The organism is Vibrio gallaecicus, from assembly GCF_024347495.1.
Classification (GTDB): Bacteria; Pseudomonadota; Gammaproteobacteria; order Enterobacterales; family Vibrionaceae; genus Vibrio; species Vibrio gallaecicus.
This window is the reverse complement of the sequence record NZ_AP025490.1, coordinates 830439-845205: the sequence shown is the minus strand read 5'-3', so window position 1 is coordinate 845205 and position 14767 is coordinate 830439. Positions and strand designations below refer to the sequence as shown.

Here is a 14767-nt window from a genome sequence, read left to right as displayed (position 1 = left end):
CCGAAAGATAGTTAATGCTGAACACTAGTGTTGGTGCTAAAATCACGTAATCACTAAGCAACTACCTCGTAGTTGCTTTTTATTTTCAAATAAATCCGTTGTGAAACGCTAAAAGAGAAGATCATGTCACAAGATTCCCAAGCTAAACGCCTCAATAAATTCATTAGTGAAACTGGTTTTTGCTCACGCCGTGAGGCTGACAAACTTATCGATGCTGGACGCGTCACTATCAATGGCAAAATCCCTGAAATGGGTACTAAAGTATTGCCCGGTGATGATGTAGAAATCGATAATAAACCGGTACGTTCGAAAGAGAAGCCTGTTTATATCGCTTTAAATAAACCAACAGGAATTACTTGTACAACTGAGCGCGACATCCCTGGAAATATCGTTGATTTTATTGGTCACCATAAACGTATTTTTCCTATTGGACGTTTAGATAAACCTTCTGATGGCTTGATTTTCCTAACGAATGATGGCGACATTGTTAATAAGATCCTTCGAGCTGGTAATAACCACGAAAAGGAATATGTTGTTCGTGTTGATAAGCCAATCACTGGTGAGTTTCTAAAGAAAATGGCAGCAGGTGTGCCAATTTTAGATACCATCACACTTCCTTGCCATGTTGAAAAAGAAACAAAATTCTCTTTCCGAATTACTTTGACTCAAGGTTTAAACCGCCAAATTCGACGTATGTGTGAAGCACTTGGCTACGAAGTATTTAAATTGCGCCGTGTTCGTATTATGAATATTTCTTTAGACGGTATTCCTAATGGTAAATGGCGTTATTTGAGTGATGATGAAGTCACAGAGATCCTTTCGATGTGTGGCGATTCAAGTAGTACAGAAGAAGCATCAAAACTAGATGCTAAAGGTCGCCATATTAATAAAGCAACTGATGCTAAGCTTTATGACAGCCGTGAAGAAAACCAATCTTCAACCGCGCGTCGTAATCAAAAAGAGAACCGCCCACGTACTTTCCGTGGAAACAATGCGGATGAATTCAGACATGCTCCAAATTCAAAACGCGGTCGCTCACGCACAAGCGATGAAAATAACTCAGGGCAAAATCGTAAGAAAGAGGGAGGATGGAATTCAAACTCTCGCCCAAATCAATCAAGTTCAAATAAGCCTGCTGCAAAGCGCACTGGTGGAACGTTAAGCTTGAAGAAATAGTAAAAGCGAGTCGCTACTCAATACTCGTTTCTATAAACGCCGACCATAATGACTTGGTCGGCGTTTTGGTTTTGGTTTTGGTTTTGGTTTTGGTTTTGGTAAGAGGAAACGATAGATAACACGTATATTCTTAGTTTAACTCCGCCCGCCCGCAAACATGCTAATTAAAGACATAAGCCAGAAAACTTAGCTCTGGTTAATGATGCTAAGTCGTTAGGAGTGAGTTCAATCTCTAGCCCCCTCTTCCCAGCACTCACGCAGATAGTTTCAAGTTCCTTTGCACTTTCATGAATAAATGTCGGTAATGCTTTTTTTTGCCCTAAAGGGCTAATACCACCGACGACATACCCTGTTGTCTTTTGGGCAATATCAGGGTTAGCCATTTCTGCTTTTTTCCCGCCACCAGCTTTTGCTGCAAGTTTTAAATTCAGTTTCCGATCAACAGGAATAACCGCCACAGCCAAGTTCTTTGGCTCACCATTAAGGCAAAACAATAACGTTTTAAATACTCGATTTGGATCTTGCCCAAGAGCTTCAACCGCCTCTAAACCATAACTATCATGGCTTGGATCATGATCATATTGATGGACTTTATGAGAAATTTTCTTCTTCTTCGCTAGGTTAATCGCCGGAGTCATTCTGAACCTATGATGAAATGAATAAATATAGAAAGGTATACGCGTCTCTTCAGCTAAATAAGCAAACTGTCTGACCAAACATGGCTAAAGAGAAAGTAACACCAATAAAAAAGCGATGCCGGAGCATCGCTTTAGTTAAATTTATCGAAATGTAATAGTCAAACTATTCTTCAATCAATTTACTTGTAAACCATTTCACCAGAAGGAGCATACTTATTTACATCAACTGGGCTGTTTGCTTCTAGGTATTCTTTTAGTACTTCAGCATCCACAAAACCAGTATTAACGAAGCCAGGGTGACCTGTTAGTTTTGGATATCCGTCACCACCAGCAGCATTGAAGCTTGGGATAGTGAAACGGTAAGTTTCATCAAGACGTAGTTGCTTTCCGCCAATGAATACATTGGACACTTCGCCATTAGCAACGGTCATTGAGATACCAGAAAATTGAGCGTAAGCGCCAGAATCAATTGGTTTAGTCGCGACTACATTGAGGTAGTCCAATACTTCTTTACCAGACATGTCTGTGTAAGTCAGGATATTAGCAAAAGGCTGAACAGTCAGTACATCTTTGTATGTTACTTCGCCACCTTCAATAGAGTCACGTACACCACCAGAGTTCATTACGCCGAAGTCAGCTTTTGCACGCTCTTTATGAGCAGTTGCAATTAAACGACCAAGGTTAGTCTGTTGGAAACGAACAACATTGCGGTCACCTTCAAGTTTACCGTTAGTGTCTGCAATTTTAACTTCTAGCTGTGCTTGACCTTGCTCTTGGAATGGGCGAAGGAATTCAAGAAGCTCTGCATCTTGTGCGATTTCTTCTTCAATAAGAACACGTTTCTTCTTACCGTCAACCTTCACTTTCTTCTTCAGGTTAACAGGGATTAAGTCGTAACTTACCATCTCTAGTTCACCGTTACGGAACTCGTAATCAGCACGACCTACATATTTACCCCATTCATGAGCTTGAACGATGTAAGTACCATTTTGTACATCAGGACGACATTCGTCACCTGGCTTAAATGTTTTGCTGATTACATTTGGAGCTTCCATACATACAGGTTCTTGTGAGTGACCACCAACGATCATATCAAGAGAGCCTTCATCTAGGTAACGGGCAAGGGCTACATCACCAGGAGCATTTACACCACGTTGACCATTTTCATAGTGACCCATGTGCGTTACAGCAAAAATAAGGTCTGGCTTTTCAGTTTCTTTAAGTTCAGCAATCAGCTCTTTTGCTTCTTCTTTCGGGTCACGGAAGTCGATGCTTCCAATAAACTCAGGGTTACCAATTTTTGCTGTATCTTCAGTCGTTAGACCAATAACAGCAATCTTGATACCTTGCTTCTCAAACATCTCGTAAGCTTGGAATTTACGTTCACCAGTGGCTTTATCGTAGATGTTAGCTGAAAGCATTGGGAAGTTAGCCCAATCAATTTGCTTATCAAGCACTTCAAGAGAGTTATCAAACTCGTGGTTACCTAATGCCATTGCATCGTAACCGATCTTGTTCATGCCTTTAAAATCAGGTTCTGCATCTTGCAGATCAGACTCAGGAACACCAGTGTTTACATCACCACCAGATAAAAGCAGTACGCTACCGCCTTCTGCACGAATTTCTGCACGAAGTTCATCAATTAGCGTTTTACGAGCAGCCATGCCGTACTCGCCATATTTATTCTGCCAAAAACGACCATGGTTATCATTCGTGTGTAGAACAGTCAATTTGTAAGTTGTGTCTTCATTCCAATCTTGAGTTGCTTGCGTTGCACAACCAGAAAGAGTGGCAAGAATAGCAGCACTTAGCGCTGTTTTTAGAATAAGGCGTTGCTTCATTGTCATACCTTTGAACTTTGTGGGATCCACTACTGAAAATTTAGGTCCATATCATGTACTTGTGACACGCTTAAAACCTGCAAAACTCGATCTAGTTTAAATTAACAAACCAAATGAGACATTAAGATTTCATGTTTATGTCGAATTGATCACCTTAATTGCCTTCATAAGCTGCAACAAACGCCAACCTTTGCATGACTCAATTCAAATGATCACAGGCAAACGTTTTACTGTGATTTCACATCACTTAGTTTTTATTGAGAAGTGACTCAATAAATAAACAGTTTCAGAGTACGTCTCGACATTATAGGCACAAAAAAGCCGGCTGATATGCCGGCTAATCAAGTTCGATACTATTTGATATCGATATGGTCGAAACCTTTAATTAAATCATCCAGCGCTTTCATTTGCGCTAGGAATGGTTCTAATTTATCTAACGGTAATGCCGACGGTCCATCACAACGAGCTTGATCAGGATTAGGGTGTGCCTCGATAAATAGGCCCGCAATTCCTGTCGCTAGACCTGCTTTCGCTAACTCAACAGTTTGCTCACGACGACCACCAGAAGCCGCACCTGATGGGTCACGCATTTGCAGTGCGTGAGTCACATCAAAAATAATTGGGCTGCCATTCGATGATTTTTTCATCACACCAAATCCAAGCATATCAACTACGAGGTTGTCGTAGCCCATGCAAGCACCACGCTCACAAAGAATAATGTTGTCGTTGCCACACTCAGCAAACTTATCAACAATATTGCCGACTTGATTTGGGCTCATGAATTGAGGTTTCTTTACGTTAATCACTGCGCCTGTTTTTGCCATTGCTTCAACCAAATCAGTTTGGCGAGCAAGGAAAGCAGGAAGTTGAATCACATCCACAACATCGGCTACAGGCTGAGCTTGAGCTTCTGTATGAATATCAGTAATGATTTTAACGCCAAAAGTGTCTTTTAATTCTTGGAAAATTTTCAGACCTTCTTCCATACCAGGACCACGGTATGAATGAACAGAGCTACGGTTAGCTTTATCAAAAGATGCTTTGAATACGTAAGGGATACCCAGCTTCTCAGTCACCTTCACGTAATGTTCACAGATTTGCATTGCTAAGTCGCGAGACTCAAGCACATTCATTCCAGCAAATAGCGTAAATGGCTTATCGTTTGCGATTGGCATATCGCCAATATGAACTATTTTCTGTTCCATCTTGTTCTCTCTAAATAATTATAAATTAGTGAACGATGACTGACGTTTCATTCATTGCGTTCACTTGAGATTTCAGTAATTCAGATGCAGGGTCATCAGGGCATTGATCAATAAAGTATTGATAATCCGACGCTGCAACTTGATGGCAATCGAGCTGTTGGTAAATAAAACCACGATCGCGAATTTCATATGGATCGTCTGGTACAAACGTTAGTGCAAGATCTGTACATTTTAAAGCCAGCGTGTAGCGCTCTTCACGCAATAAAGCACTTTTTAACAACGCTAACCATTTACCGATAACCATTGGGTTGTCTGCACTTTCTAAATGCTCACTCTTCAACTTAGCCAGAGGACCATCATGCCCAATTAACCAGGCACTTAACGTTTGCACGCCAACGTATTCACCATTGAACGGGTTAATGTATACAGGAGCTTGCTCAAACCAATTTACTTTAATTAAAAACTGCGTCGGAAATGAAACGCCTTCCACGGGAAACCCAAACTTACGCGCTAAGAAAAGGAAAATAGCCCCTAAGCTAACAGGAATGCCTTTACGCCGTTCCAACACTTTATCTATAAAAGCGTTCTCAGATGAGAAGTACGCATCTTTGTCACCGCTAAAACCCCACTCATGGAAAAATAAGCGTAAGAAAGATTCAAATTTTTGCTGTTCATCTTGCTCATTAACCAAGGCAAACTCTGCTTCATTGAATAATCTTATTAGCTCTTGTTCAGCCCAATGATCTTGAGTTTCTGGGTTAACCGCTTTATTTAATAGAAGAGCACCTTGAGCAAGCTCTAGTTGATCAAGGTCTTCATCAAAAAATTCATACATGTGACATTAACCAAAAAAGGTAGGAGTTTTTGTGATTGCGATTTTACCCGCCATAGCTAACCAACCTAGAGCACCAAAGAATGAAAAGGTTCTAATTAGCTTGTTTTTACCAAATTTTAAAGCAAAGAATCCAAGACCAATAAATGCCATTACGCAGGTTAGTTTTTCAGTTAACCAAGGCGCCGAAGGAGTAAATGGAATAAACCCAGTGATGTAAATCAGCCCAAAACCAGACAGTAGTAATAATGAATCATTAATATGTGGAAAACGCTGCAGGAAAGGGTGTTTCAGCATAGGAGAATTCGCCATCATCAATGCGTAACGAACAGACAACAGTAAAGCACTCAAACCAACTGTTAATAAATGAAAATGTTTCAAACCTTCGTACATGGATTCCCTCTAAAACTTCCAGTTTTACTCAATGAGTAATTGTGTATGCAATTTATTATAAACCAGCCTTACGGCAAGTAACGACCTAAGGTGACCCTATCATTGCCACCATAGTCTTTTTCTGTAATCACGTCTAAATAGCCTAATGCTTGCATGATCTCTCTCACGGCAAGACCTTGGTCATAACCATGCTCAAATGCCAGCCAGCCATCATTTTCTAGAAAATTAACGGCATGTTTGGCTATATATTTAATATCGGCTAAGCCTTTTTCTTCCGCCACTAATGCAGTTATCGGTTCAAAACGAACATCGCCTTGCTCAAGGTGCGGATCGTTTTTTTCGATATATGGCGGATTTGATACAATTAAAGCAAACTTTGTACCAATAATTCTTGAGCCTTCAGATACAAGCGGTTCGAACCAACTACCTTGATAAAAATCAGCATTCTTAATGCTCAAGTTAGCCGCATTTTCCGTCGCTAGTTGCTGAGCTTCAGGGCGTAAATCAATGCCTATTACCTGTCTATTAGGCATTTCAGATGCAAGCGCAAGTGCTATAGCGCCGGTACCAGTTCCCAAATCAAGAATATTGCCATCTTTACCGTGGGTTTTATCTAACGCCACTTCCACCAAACGCTCAGTATCTGGGCGAGGGATTAATGTCGACGGAGAAACCTTTAAAGGTAAAGACCAAAATTCACGCTCACCCACAATATAAGCAACAGGTTCACCAGTTAAGCGGCGATTTAACAAAGCAAAAAATTGAGATTCTTGATCTAACGTGAGGTGCTTTTCGGGCCAGGTAAGCAGGAATGATCGTGGCTTATCTAATGCATGGCAAAGTAGTACAGCAGCATCAATTGAGGGCGATGTATTATCGCCCTCTTGAAGCTGTACGATTGCTGCCTTTAATGCACTTTCAACCGTAAATGTTGACAACATATGCTTAGTTATTTTCAGCCAGTGCAGCGAGCTGATCCGCTTGGTGCTCTTGAAGAACAGGATCTAACAAGCTTTGTAGGTCGCCTTCTAATACTTCATTCAAACGGTAAAGTGTTAAGTTGATACGGTGATCAGATACTCGACCTTGTGGGTAGTTATAAGTACGAATACGGTCACTACGATCACCAGAACCTAGTAAGTTACGACGTGTATCTGAAATCGCGGCAGCACGACGCTCTTCTTCAGCTTGAACGATACGAGCCGCAAGTACTGCCATCGCTTTCGCTTTGTTTTTATGTTGAGAACGCTCATCTTGACACTCTACTACTGTACCTGTTGGTAAGTGAGTAATACGGATTGCTGAATCCGTCGTGTTAACGTGCTGACCACCCGCACCAGAAGCGCGGAATGTATCGATTTTTAGATCTGCTGATTTAATTTCTGGTAAATCCGCTTCTGGGATTTCAGGCATGATGGCAACAGTACAAGCTGAAGTATGTACTCGACCTTGAGATTCAGTTTCAGGCACACGCTGAACACGGTGACCGCCTGACTCAAACTTCATGGTGCCATATACACTTTCGCCACTAATTTTAGCAATCATTTCCTTGTAACCGCCTTGTTCAGAAGCATTACTGCTCATGACTTCGACACGCCAGCCTTTTTTCTCTGCAAATTTAGAATACATGCGGAAAAGGTTACCTGCGAAAATACCGGCTTCATCACCACCCGCACCCGCACGAATTTCTAAGAAACAGTTACGCTCATCATTCGGGTCTTTTGGCAGCAATAGAATTTGTAGATCGTCAGTCAAACGCTCAATGGCTTCTTTCGCTTCTTTGATCTCTTCTTGAGCCATTTCACGCATTTCTGCGTCATCTTCATTTGCCATATCTTCAGCAGCTTCTAAATCTTCTTGCGCTTGCTGGTAGGCCTGGAAACACATAGTCACTTCTTCTAGCTGTGAATACTCACGAGAAAGAGCACGGAATTTATCTTGATTCCCAATAACATCAGGGTCACCAAGCAGGTGTTGAACTTCTTCATAACGTTCAACAAGTGTTTCAAGCTTTACTAGAATCGAGGCGTTCATAATTTCTTATCTTGTTGGAGGTCTATAATATTATTGAGGGTCTTCAAGGCCCAAACTCTGTCTAATGACCGTTAATTTTGCAGGTTCTCCTTGCTCTGCAGCACTTTGTAGCGCACGCGTAGGAGCATGGATCAATTTATTGGTGAGCTTATTACTAAGCTCAAGTAAAACTTTTTCAGGGTCACCGCCTGCGGCAAGTGCCTGTAAACTTTTACTGAGTAATTCTTCTTTTATTTCATTTGATGATTGGCGATATTCGCGAATACTGTCTACCGCTTGTAACGATCGCATCCAGCTCATGAATGCTGCACTTTCTTCACTGACAATCGCTTCAGCCTGAATCGCTTCAACTTTACGTTGCTCAATATTGCTATCTACAATTGACTGTAGATCATCCACAGTATAGAGATAGGCATCGTTAAGATCACCAACTTGAGACTCTACATCTCGAGGAACAGCGATATCGACTAAAAGTATAGGTTGATGTTTTCTTTGTTTAAGTGCTGTTTCAACCATGCCTTTACCGATAATAGGCAAAGGGCTTGCTGTTGAACTAATAACAATATCGGCTCTAGATAAATGGTCTGGAATTTCATTTAAGCTGATGACTTCCGCTCCAAACTCTTCAGCTAATCCTAATGCACGTTCGCGAGTTCGGTTAGCAACAATCATTTTTGTACAACCATTTGCAGAAAGGTGTTTAGCAACAAGCTCTATCGTTTCTCCAGCTCCAACTAATAAAACAGTCGACTCTTCAATAGATTCAAAGATATGTTTAGCAAGCGTACAAGCTGCATAAGCCACTGAAACCGCACTTCCGCCGATTTCAGTTTCAGTTCGAACCCGCTTAGCAACCGAAAACGATTTCTGGAAAAGCTTTTCCATAGCTGCGTCTACAGATTTATGTTCTCGAGAATCTGAATAGGCCTGTTTAACTTGCCCTAATATTTGAGGTTCGCCCAAAACCAGTGAATCTAATCCACAAGCAACACGCATAAGATGTTTTATCGCCGCTTGTTCTTCATGGATATATAAACTTGGTTTTAATTCTTCAGGGCTCACTTGATGGAAAACCGACAACCAGTCGATCAGCTTACTTTTCGCAGCGCCTTTAACGTCACAATAAATTTCAGTTCGGTTACAGGTTGAAAGTATGACACTTCCATTTACGTGTGCATTTGCGCCAAGTTGCTCTAAAGCCCCAGATAGTTTATCTGGACCAAAAGCGACTTTTTCTCGCAATTCAACCGACGCTGTATTGTGATTGATACCTACGGCAAGCAAAGACATGTATCAGAAGTTCTCGATCAAGGATTAGAAATTAGGACGCGAATTTTACTTGATGCATGGCTCTATTTAAAGAGCAAGCGGGATTTGTTTTCCAGAGTTCGTGAGTTCAATGCTATAGTAATTGTGATTTTCCCAAAAAATTGAATAAGTTGTGAGCAAAATGGATAAGCTTCATAGAATTACTTCTCTCTTTTTCATCGCCCTAGTGATGGTCGGTTGTACGTCAATTCCAGAACAAACCACTAGCGTAGAATGGCAAGCTCATTCATATCAACTATCTCAAATTCAAAGTTACCGGGCTTCAGGCAAGCTTGGTTATATCTCACCGGAACAAAGACAAAGTTTAAATTTCACTTGGACACACTCTAAATCGAGCAGCCAACTCAGGTTAACTACTTTTCTAGGGCAAACCGCTCTCAATCTAACAGTGGATAAAAACGGTGCAAAAGTTGTTACTTATGACGACCAAGTGTTCACTCACAAAAATGCCACTATATTAGTGAAGCAATTAACTGGGCTTCAGATTCCGGTTCAGCACTTGCCGCAATGGTTACTGGCACTACCTGAACAAGCCGATACATACCAATTGAATGCCATCACTAACACATTAGACTCTCTAACTAAGCAAGTGAATGGTGATACTTGGACAATAGATTTCAGTAAATATCAAGACATCGAACTACCGAAGAATAATCTTCAAGATGACCTCAATAGTAGTGAGCAATTAACAACAATCCCACTACCATCACGATTATCTTTCAAACAAGACAGCAACAAGATCAACATTGTTATTTCTAAGTGGACACTCACGAAATGATTTTAAGCACAACGCATTGGCCATCCCCGGCTAAACTTAACTTATTCTTGTACATTACAGGTCGAAGAGCCAATGGCTACCATGAACTACAAACTCTTTTCCAGTTTGTAGAATTTGGTGACAAGTTATCCATTACAGCTCACGAACGCTCCAATGACATTACCATCACTCCAGAAATTCCAGGGGTAGCCACTCAAGATAATTTGATTTGGAAAGCCGCAACTGCCCTTCAAGAGTTCCATAAGCAAGAAAACAGTCCAGAGTCCAGCTCACGAGTATTAGGGGCTGATATTTCCCTGGAGAAAGTTCTTCCTATGGGTGGCGGCATTGGAGGCGGTTCTTCGAATGCTGCAACCGTGTTAGTCGCGCTTAACTATCTATGGCAACTTAAACTATCTGATGATCAACTAGCAGAAATAGGTTTGAAGCTCGGTGCTGACGTTCCTGTATTCGTTCGAGGCAATGCAGCCTTTGCTGAAGGGGTTGGAGAGCAGCTTCAACCCGCTAATCCGGATGAAAAATGGTATCTCGTAGTTAAACCTCAAGTGAGCATAGCAACTGTAGACATATTCACACATTCAGAATTAACTCGAAATACACAAAAGCGAGCGCTATCAACGCTTCTAGAGGAAGAATACGTAAACGATTGCGAAAAAATTGTGCGAATGCTGTACCCAGAGGTTGATAAGCAACTTTCATGGCTGCTACAATACGCGCCGTCGAGATTAACTGGCACTGGTTCATGCGTTTTTGCTGAATTTAATAGCAAGAAAGAAGCAGAATCGGTTCTAGAAAAACTACCTGACACTGTTTCTGCATTTATTGCCAAAGGTCGTAACACTTCACCTTTAAAAGAAACTTTGGCTGAATACCAATCAGCCCACCCACAATCTATTTAAAACTGGACGCAACCCGAGGTTTCCACCGTGCCTGATATGAAGCTATTTGCTGGTAACGCAACACCTGAACTAGCCCAACGTATTGCTGATCGTCTATACATCTCTCTTGGCGATGCTACTGTAGACCGTTTTTCTGATGGCGAAGTCGCTGTACAAATCAATGAAAACGTTCGTGGTAGTGATGTATTCCTGATTCAATCAACTTGTGCACCAACCAATGACAACCTTATGGAATTGGTGGTAATGATTGACGCAATGCGCCGTGCTTCTGCTGGCCGTATTACTGCTGTAATCCCTTACTTCGGTTATGCCCGTCAAGATCGTCGTGTACGTTCTGCTCGTGTGCCAATCACTGCAAAAGTTGTTGCAGATTTCCTTTCTAACGTTGGTGTTGACCGCGTTCTTACTATCGACTTACACGCAGAACAAATCCAAGGTTTCTTCGATGTACCTGTTGATAACATTTTCGGCACTCCAGTTCTTCTAGAAGACATGGCTAACCGTGGTCTAGAAAACCCAGTTGTGGTTTCTCCGGATCTTGGTGGTGTTGTACGTGCTCGTGCTACAGCTAAAGCGCTAGGTGATGTTGACATCGCTATCGTTGATAAGCGTCGTCCGCGTGCAAACGTTTCTGAAGTTATGAACCTAATCGGTGATGTTGAAGGTCGTGACTGCGTTATCGTTGATGACATGATCGATACTGGTGGCACACTTTGTAAAGCAGCTGAAGCGCTTAAAGAGCGCGGTGCTAAGCGTGTATTCGCTTACGCAACTCACGCTGTTTTCTCTGGAACTGCTGCAGAAAACATCCGCAACTCAGTTCTAGACCAAGTTATTGTTACTGATTCAATCAAGCTTTCTCCAGAAATGGCAGCGACAGGTAAAGTTACTGAGCTAAGCCTTTCTCGTATGCTTGCTGAAGCGATTCGCCGTATCAGCAACGAAGAATCAATCTCTGCAATGTTTAACTAATCAAAGCCTCACCACTTTGTTTTAAACATTTACAGTGAGAAAAATATTAAGCACTTCATTTATTGAAGTGCTTTTTTTATGCCTAGTGACCATTAAAATTGTTTATCCAGTAAAGAATTGTTGAGTTATTAAGCTAGCTCGCACCTTTTTAATAAACTGTGATATCATACGGCGCTTTTTGAAATACCAAGAGAGATCCTTACCTTGAGCCAACAAATAAAACTTCTCGTTGGACTGGCTAATCCAGGTCCCGAATACGCCAAAACTCGACATAATGCCGGGGCTTGGGTCGTTGAAGAATTAGCACGAGTACATAATGTTACCTTGAAAAATGAGGCTAAGTTTTTCGGTTTAACAGGTCGTATTATGGTTCATGGAGAAGATCTTCGTTTACTGATCCCAACTACATTCATGAACTTGTCAGGAAAAGCAGTTGCTGCTCTTTCTAAGTTTTATCAGATAAAACCTGAAGAAATTATGGTTGCCCACGATGAACTAGACCTCCCCCCTGGTGTTGGTAAGTTCAAAAAAGGCGGAGGTCATGGCGGACACAATGGTCTGAAAGATATCATCAGTAAACAGGGTAATAATAAAGAATTTTATCGTCTCAGGTTAGGCATTGGTCACCCTGGGCATAAAGATAAAGTTGCAAGTTATGTATTAGGAAAAGCTCCTACTAAAGAACAAGAGTGTATTGAAGCCGTCGTTGACGAATCAGTACGCAGCCTAGACATCTTATTAAAAGATGGTCTACCAAAAGCACAAAATCGCTTACATACGTTCAAAGCAGAATAAGGTTTATATCATGGGTTTTAAATGTGGCATCGTTGGTCTACCAAACGTAGGCAAGTCAACTCTGTTTAACGCACTGACTAAAGCGGGCATCGAAGCAGCAAACTTTCCGTTTTGTACTATCGAACCAAACACAGGTATCGTTCCAGTTCCGGATCTTCGTTTAGATGCATTAGCAAAAATTGTTAATCCACAAAAGATCCTTCCTACAACAATGGAATTTGTGGATATCGCTGGTCTTGTTGCTGGCGCTTCAAAAGGTGAAGGTCTAGGCAATAAATTCCTAGCAAACATCCGCGAAACTGACGCTATCGGTCACGTTGTTCGCTGCTTTGAAAATGAAAACATTGTTCACGTTTCTGGCAAAGTATCTCCAATAGAAGATATTGAAGTAATTAACCTTGAGCTGGCTCTTGCTGATTTAGACAGTTGTGAACGTGCTATTCAGCGTAATGCTAAGAAAGCAAAAGGCGGCGACAAAGACGCTAAATTTGAAATTACGGTCCTTGAAAAGCTGCTACCAATTCTTACAGAAGGTGGCATGGCTCGTACTGTTGAACTGGCTAAAGAAGAATTAGCAGCAATTGACTACCTAAACTTCTTAACTCTAAAACCAACAATGTACATTGCAAACGTTAGTGAAGAAGGTTTTGAGAACAACCCTTACCTAGATGCAGTTCGTGAATACGCAGAGAACGAAAACAACGTTGTTGTTGCGGTTTGTGCTGCAATCGAATCAGAGCTTTCTGAGTTAGATGATGAAGACCGTGAAGAGTTCCTAGCAGACATGGGCATTGAAGAACCAGGTCTTAACCGAGTCATCCGCTCAGGCTACGAATTACTGACGCTTCAAACTTACTTCACTGCTGGTGTAAAAGAAGTACGAGCTTGGACTATCCCAGTAGGTGCAACTGCACCTCAAGCTGCAGGTAAGATTCACACAGACTTCGAAAAAGGCTTCATCCGTGCAGAAGTTGTTGGTTTTGATCATTTCATCGAATTTAACGGTGAGAGCGGAGCAAAAGATGCAGGTAAATGGCGCTTAGAAGGTAAAGAGTACATCGTGAAAGACGGTGATGTGGTGCATTTCCGTTTCAACGTATAGTCCTTCATATAAATACCTAAAAAGGTCAACGATTACGTTGACCTTTTTTTGTTTTAATCCCCTTTACTCTCTGCTAATTGGTAAAATTAACTCTTCCAATACTCAGCTTTTTAACCTAGGTTTCTGATGACAAATGCGCCTCTTTGACTAAAAAGGAATCGAACAGATGTTTATTCGTGATTTATTCAAAAAAAAAGTTGACGGGTTTCACTCAACTACGCATAATGCGCCCCGTTCACAGCAAAGCGGCAACGTTTAAAAGTGAGCAAGGAAATTAAAAATGGCTACTTAGCTCAGTTGGTTAGAGCACATCACTCATAATGATGGGGTCGCAGGTTCGAATCCCGCAGTAGCCACCATTTCCTAAGCACTTTATTTGTTATTAAACATATGTATATTAACAACAAAGAGTTTTTAGGAAAGTAAAGCGGTCGTGGCGGAATTGGTAGACGCACCAGATTTAGGTTCTGGCGCCGAGAGGTGTGAGAGTTCAAGTCTCTCCGACCGCACCATATTGAGATATCTTAATTGATATCGTTGTTGGGCTATCGCCAAGCGGTAAGGCACTGGCTTTTGATGCCAGCATTCCCTGGTTCGAATCCAGGTAGCCCAGCCATATTATTAAGTGTAATTATCTGTCAAAAGATAATGGCATTGAAAGCAAGATTATATTATATTGTCTCGCTCTCAGATGGCTACTTAGCTCAGTTGGTTAGAGCACATCACTCATAATGATGGGGTCGCAGGTTCGAATCCCGCAGTAGCCACCATAC

14 protein-coding genes and 4 tRNA genes are annotated in these 14767 nt (G+C 41.5%); 10 read left to right on the top strand and 8 right to left on the bottom strand.

Annotation, left to right across the window (positions count from 1 at the left end):
• Positions 1 to 123 precede the first annotated feature (123 nt).
• The gene (gene rluF, locus OCU78_RS03810) at positions 124 to 1176 is read left to right on the top strand and encodes a 23S rRNA pseudouridine(2604) synthase RluF (RefSeq protein WP_137374850.1); all 1053 of its coding nucleotides are present in this window, start codon (positions 124 to 126) and stop codon (positions 1174 to 1176) included.
• A 164-nt stretch (positions 1177 to 1340) separates the two neighbouring features.
• On the opposite strand, the gene ybaK is transcribed toward rluF, so the two are convergent.
• From ybaK to hemA, 8 genes are all read right to left on the bottom strand, one after another.
• Positions 1341 to 1814 carry a Cys-tRNA(Pro) deacylase gene (ybaK, locus tag OCU78_RS03805; RefSeq protein ID WP_137374851.1) on the bottom strand — a complete coding sequence of 158 codons (474 nt, stop codon included), beginning with the start codon at positions 1812 to 1814 and terminating at the stop codon, positions 1341 to 1343.
• Between the two features lie 179 nt (positions 1815 to 1993).
• Positions 1994 to 3655 carry a bifunctional UDP-sugar hydrolase/5'-nucleotidase UshA gene (ushA, locus tag OCU78_RS03800; protein ID WP_137374852.1) on the bottom strand — a complete coding sequence of 554 codons (1662 nt, stop codon included), beginning with the start codon at positions 3653 to 3655 and terminating at the stop codon, positions 1994 to 1996.
• A 353-nt stretch (positions 3656 to 4008) separates the two neighbouring features.
• The gene (gene kdsA, locus OCU78_RS03795) at positions 4009 to 4860 is read right to left on the bottom strand and encodes a 3-deoxy-8-phosphooctulonate synthase (RefSeq protein WP_137374853.1); all 852 of its coding nucleotides are present in this window, start codon (positions 4858 to 4860) and stop codon (positions 4009 to 4011) included.
• Positions 4861 to 4885: 25 nt separating this feature from the next.
• Positions 4886 to 5695, bottom strand: a complete 810-nt coding sequence (locus OCU78_RS03790) for a SirB1 family protein (RefSeq protein ID WP_137374854.1) — start codon at positions 5693 to 5695, stop codon at positions 4886 to 4888.
• A 6-nt stretch (positions 5696 to 5701) separates the two neighbouring features.
• Positions 5702 to 6085 (bottom strand): SirB2 family protein, encoded by a 384-nt coding sequence (locus OCU78_RS03785; RefSeq protein WP_137374855.1) that lies wholly within the window; start codon positions 6083 to 6085, stop codon positions 5702 to 5704.
• Between the two features lie 68 nt (positions 6086 to 6153).
• The gene (gene prmC, locus OCU78_RS03780) at positions 6154 to 7026 is read right to left on the bottom strand and encodes a peptide chain release factor N(5)-glutamine methyltransferase (protein ID WP_137374856.1); all 873 of its coding nucleotides are present in this window, start codon (positions 7024 to 7026) and stop codon (positions 6154 to 6156) included.
• A 4-nt stretch (positions 7027 to 7030) separates the two neighbouring features.
• Positions 7031 to 8119, bottom strand: coding sequence for a peptide chain release factor 1 (prfA, locus tag OCU78_RS03775; RefSeq protein ID WP_137374857.1), 1089 nt, complete (start codon positions 8117 to 8119; stop codon positions 7031 to 7033).
• A gap of 30 nt (positions 8120 to 8149) precedes the next feature.
• On the bottom strand, positions 8150 to 9409 hold the full coding sequence (gene hemA / locus OCU78_RS03770; RefSeq protein WP_137374858.1) for a glutamyl-tRNA reductase: 1260 nt from the start codon (positions 9407 to 9409) through the stop codon (positions 8150 to 8152).
• 160 nt (positions 9410 to 9569) lie between these two features.
• Between hemA and lolB the strand changes: the two genes are divergently transcribed.
• The 9 genes from lolB (at position 9570) to OCU78_RS03725 (ending at position 14764) form a co-directional block, all read left to right on the top strand.
• Positions 9570 to 10226 carry a lipoprotein insertase outer membrane protein LolB gene (lolB, locus tag OCU78_RS03765; protein ID WP_137374859.1) on the top strand — a complete coding sequence of 219 codons (657 nt, stop codon included), beginning with the start codon at positions 9570 to 9572 and terminating at the stop codon, positions 10224 to 10226.
• Entirely contained in the window at positions 10223 to 11125 is a 903-nt protein-coding gene (gene ispE / locus OCU78_RS03760) for a 4-(cytidine 5'-diphospho)-2-C-methyl-D-erythritol kinase (RefSeq protein WP_137374860.1), read from the top strand. The genes lolB and ispE overlap by 4 nt, the downstream gene beginning before the upstream one ends.
• A 27-nt stretch (positions 11126 to 11152) precedes the next feature.
• Complete coding sequence (locus tag OCU78_RS03755) at positions 11153 to 12097, top strand: ribose-phosphate pyrophosphokinase (RefSeq protein ID WP_012603389.1); 945 nt, start codon at positions 11153 to 11155, stop codon at positions 12095 to 12097.
• Between the two features lie 204 nt (positions 12098 to 12301).
• The gene (pth, locus tag OCU78_RS03750) at positions 12302 to 12892 is read left to right on the top strand and encodes an aminoacyl-tRNA hydrolase (RefSeq protein WP_137374861.1); all 591 of its coding nucleotides are present in this window, start codon (positions 12302 to 12304) and stop codon (positions 12890 to 12892) included.
• A 10-nt stretch (positions 12893 to 12902) separates the two neighbouring features.
• Complete coding sequence (gene ychF / locus OCU78_RS03745) at positions 12903 to 13994, top strand: redox-regulated ATPase YchF (protein WP_137374862.1); 1092 nt, start codon at positions 12903 to 12905, stop codon at positions 13992 to 13994.
• Between the two features lie 282 nt (positions 13995 to 14276).
• Positions 14277 to 14353, top strand: a tRNA-Met gene (locus OCU78_RS03740).
• A gap of 68 nt (positions 14354 to 14421) precedes the next feature.
• A tRNA-Leu gene (locus OCU78_RS03735) sits at positions 14422 to 14506 on the top strand.
• A 29-nt stretch (positions 14507 to 14535) separates the two neighbouring features.
• Positions 14536 to 14610: transfer RNA gene (locus OCU78_RS03730), tRNA-Gln, on the top strand.
• A gap of 77 nt (positions 14611 to 14687) precedes the next feature.
• A tRNA-Met gene (locus tag OCU78_RS03725) sits at positions 14688 to 14764 on the top strand.
• Positions 14765 to 14767: the final 3 nt, after the last annotated feature.

Coding starts and splice junctions, on each gene's coding strand:
- rluF (WP_137374850.1), top strand. CDS start 124: ATGTCACAAGATTCCCAAGCTAAACGCCTCAATAAATTCATTAGTGAA.
- ybaK (WP_137374851.1), bottom strand. CDS start 1,814: ATGACTCCGGCGATTAACCTAGCGAAGAAGAAGAAAATTTCTCATAAA.
- ushA (WP_137374852.1), bottom strand. CDS start 3,655: ATGAAGCAACGCCTTATTCTAAAAACAGCGCTAAGTGCTGCTATTCTT.
- kdsA (WP_137374853.1), bottom strand. CDS start 4,860: ATGGAACAGAAAATAGTTCATATTGGCGATATGCCAATCGCAAACGAT.
- OCU78_RS03790 (WP_137374854.1), bottom strand. CDS start 5,695: ATGTATGAATTTTTTGATGAAGACCTTGATCAACTAGAGCTTGCTCAA.
- OCU78_RS03785 (WP_137374855.1), bottom strand. CDS start 6,085: ATGTACGAAGGTTTGAAACATTTTCATTTATTAACAGTTGGTTTGAGT.
- prmC (WP_137374856.1), bottom strand. CDS start 7,026: ATGTTGTCAACATTTACGGTTGAAAGTGCATTAAAGGCAGCAATCGTA.
- prfA (WP_137374857.1), bottom strand. CDS start 8,119: ATGAACGCCTCGATTCTAGTAAAGCTTGAAACACTTGTTGAACGTTAT.
- hemA (WP_137374858.1), bottom strand. CDS start 9,409: ATGTCTTTGCTTGCCGTAGGTATCAATCACAATACAGCGTCGGTTGAA.
- lolB (WP_137374859.1), top strand. CDS start 9,570: ATGGATAAGCTTCATAGAATTACTTCTCTCTTTTTCATCGCCCTAGTG.
- ispE (WP_137374860.1), top strand. CDS start 10,223: ATGATTTTAAGCACAACGCATTGGCCATCCCCGGCTAAACTTAACTTA.
- ychF (WP_137374862.1), top strand. CDS start 12,903: ATGGGTTTTAAATGTGGCATCGTTGGTCTACCAAACGTAGGCAAGTCA.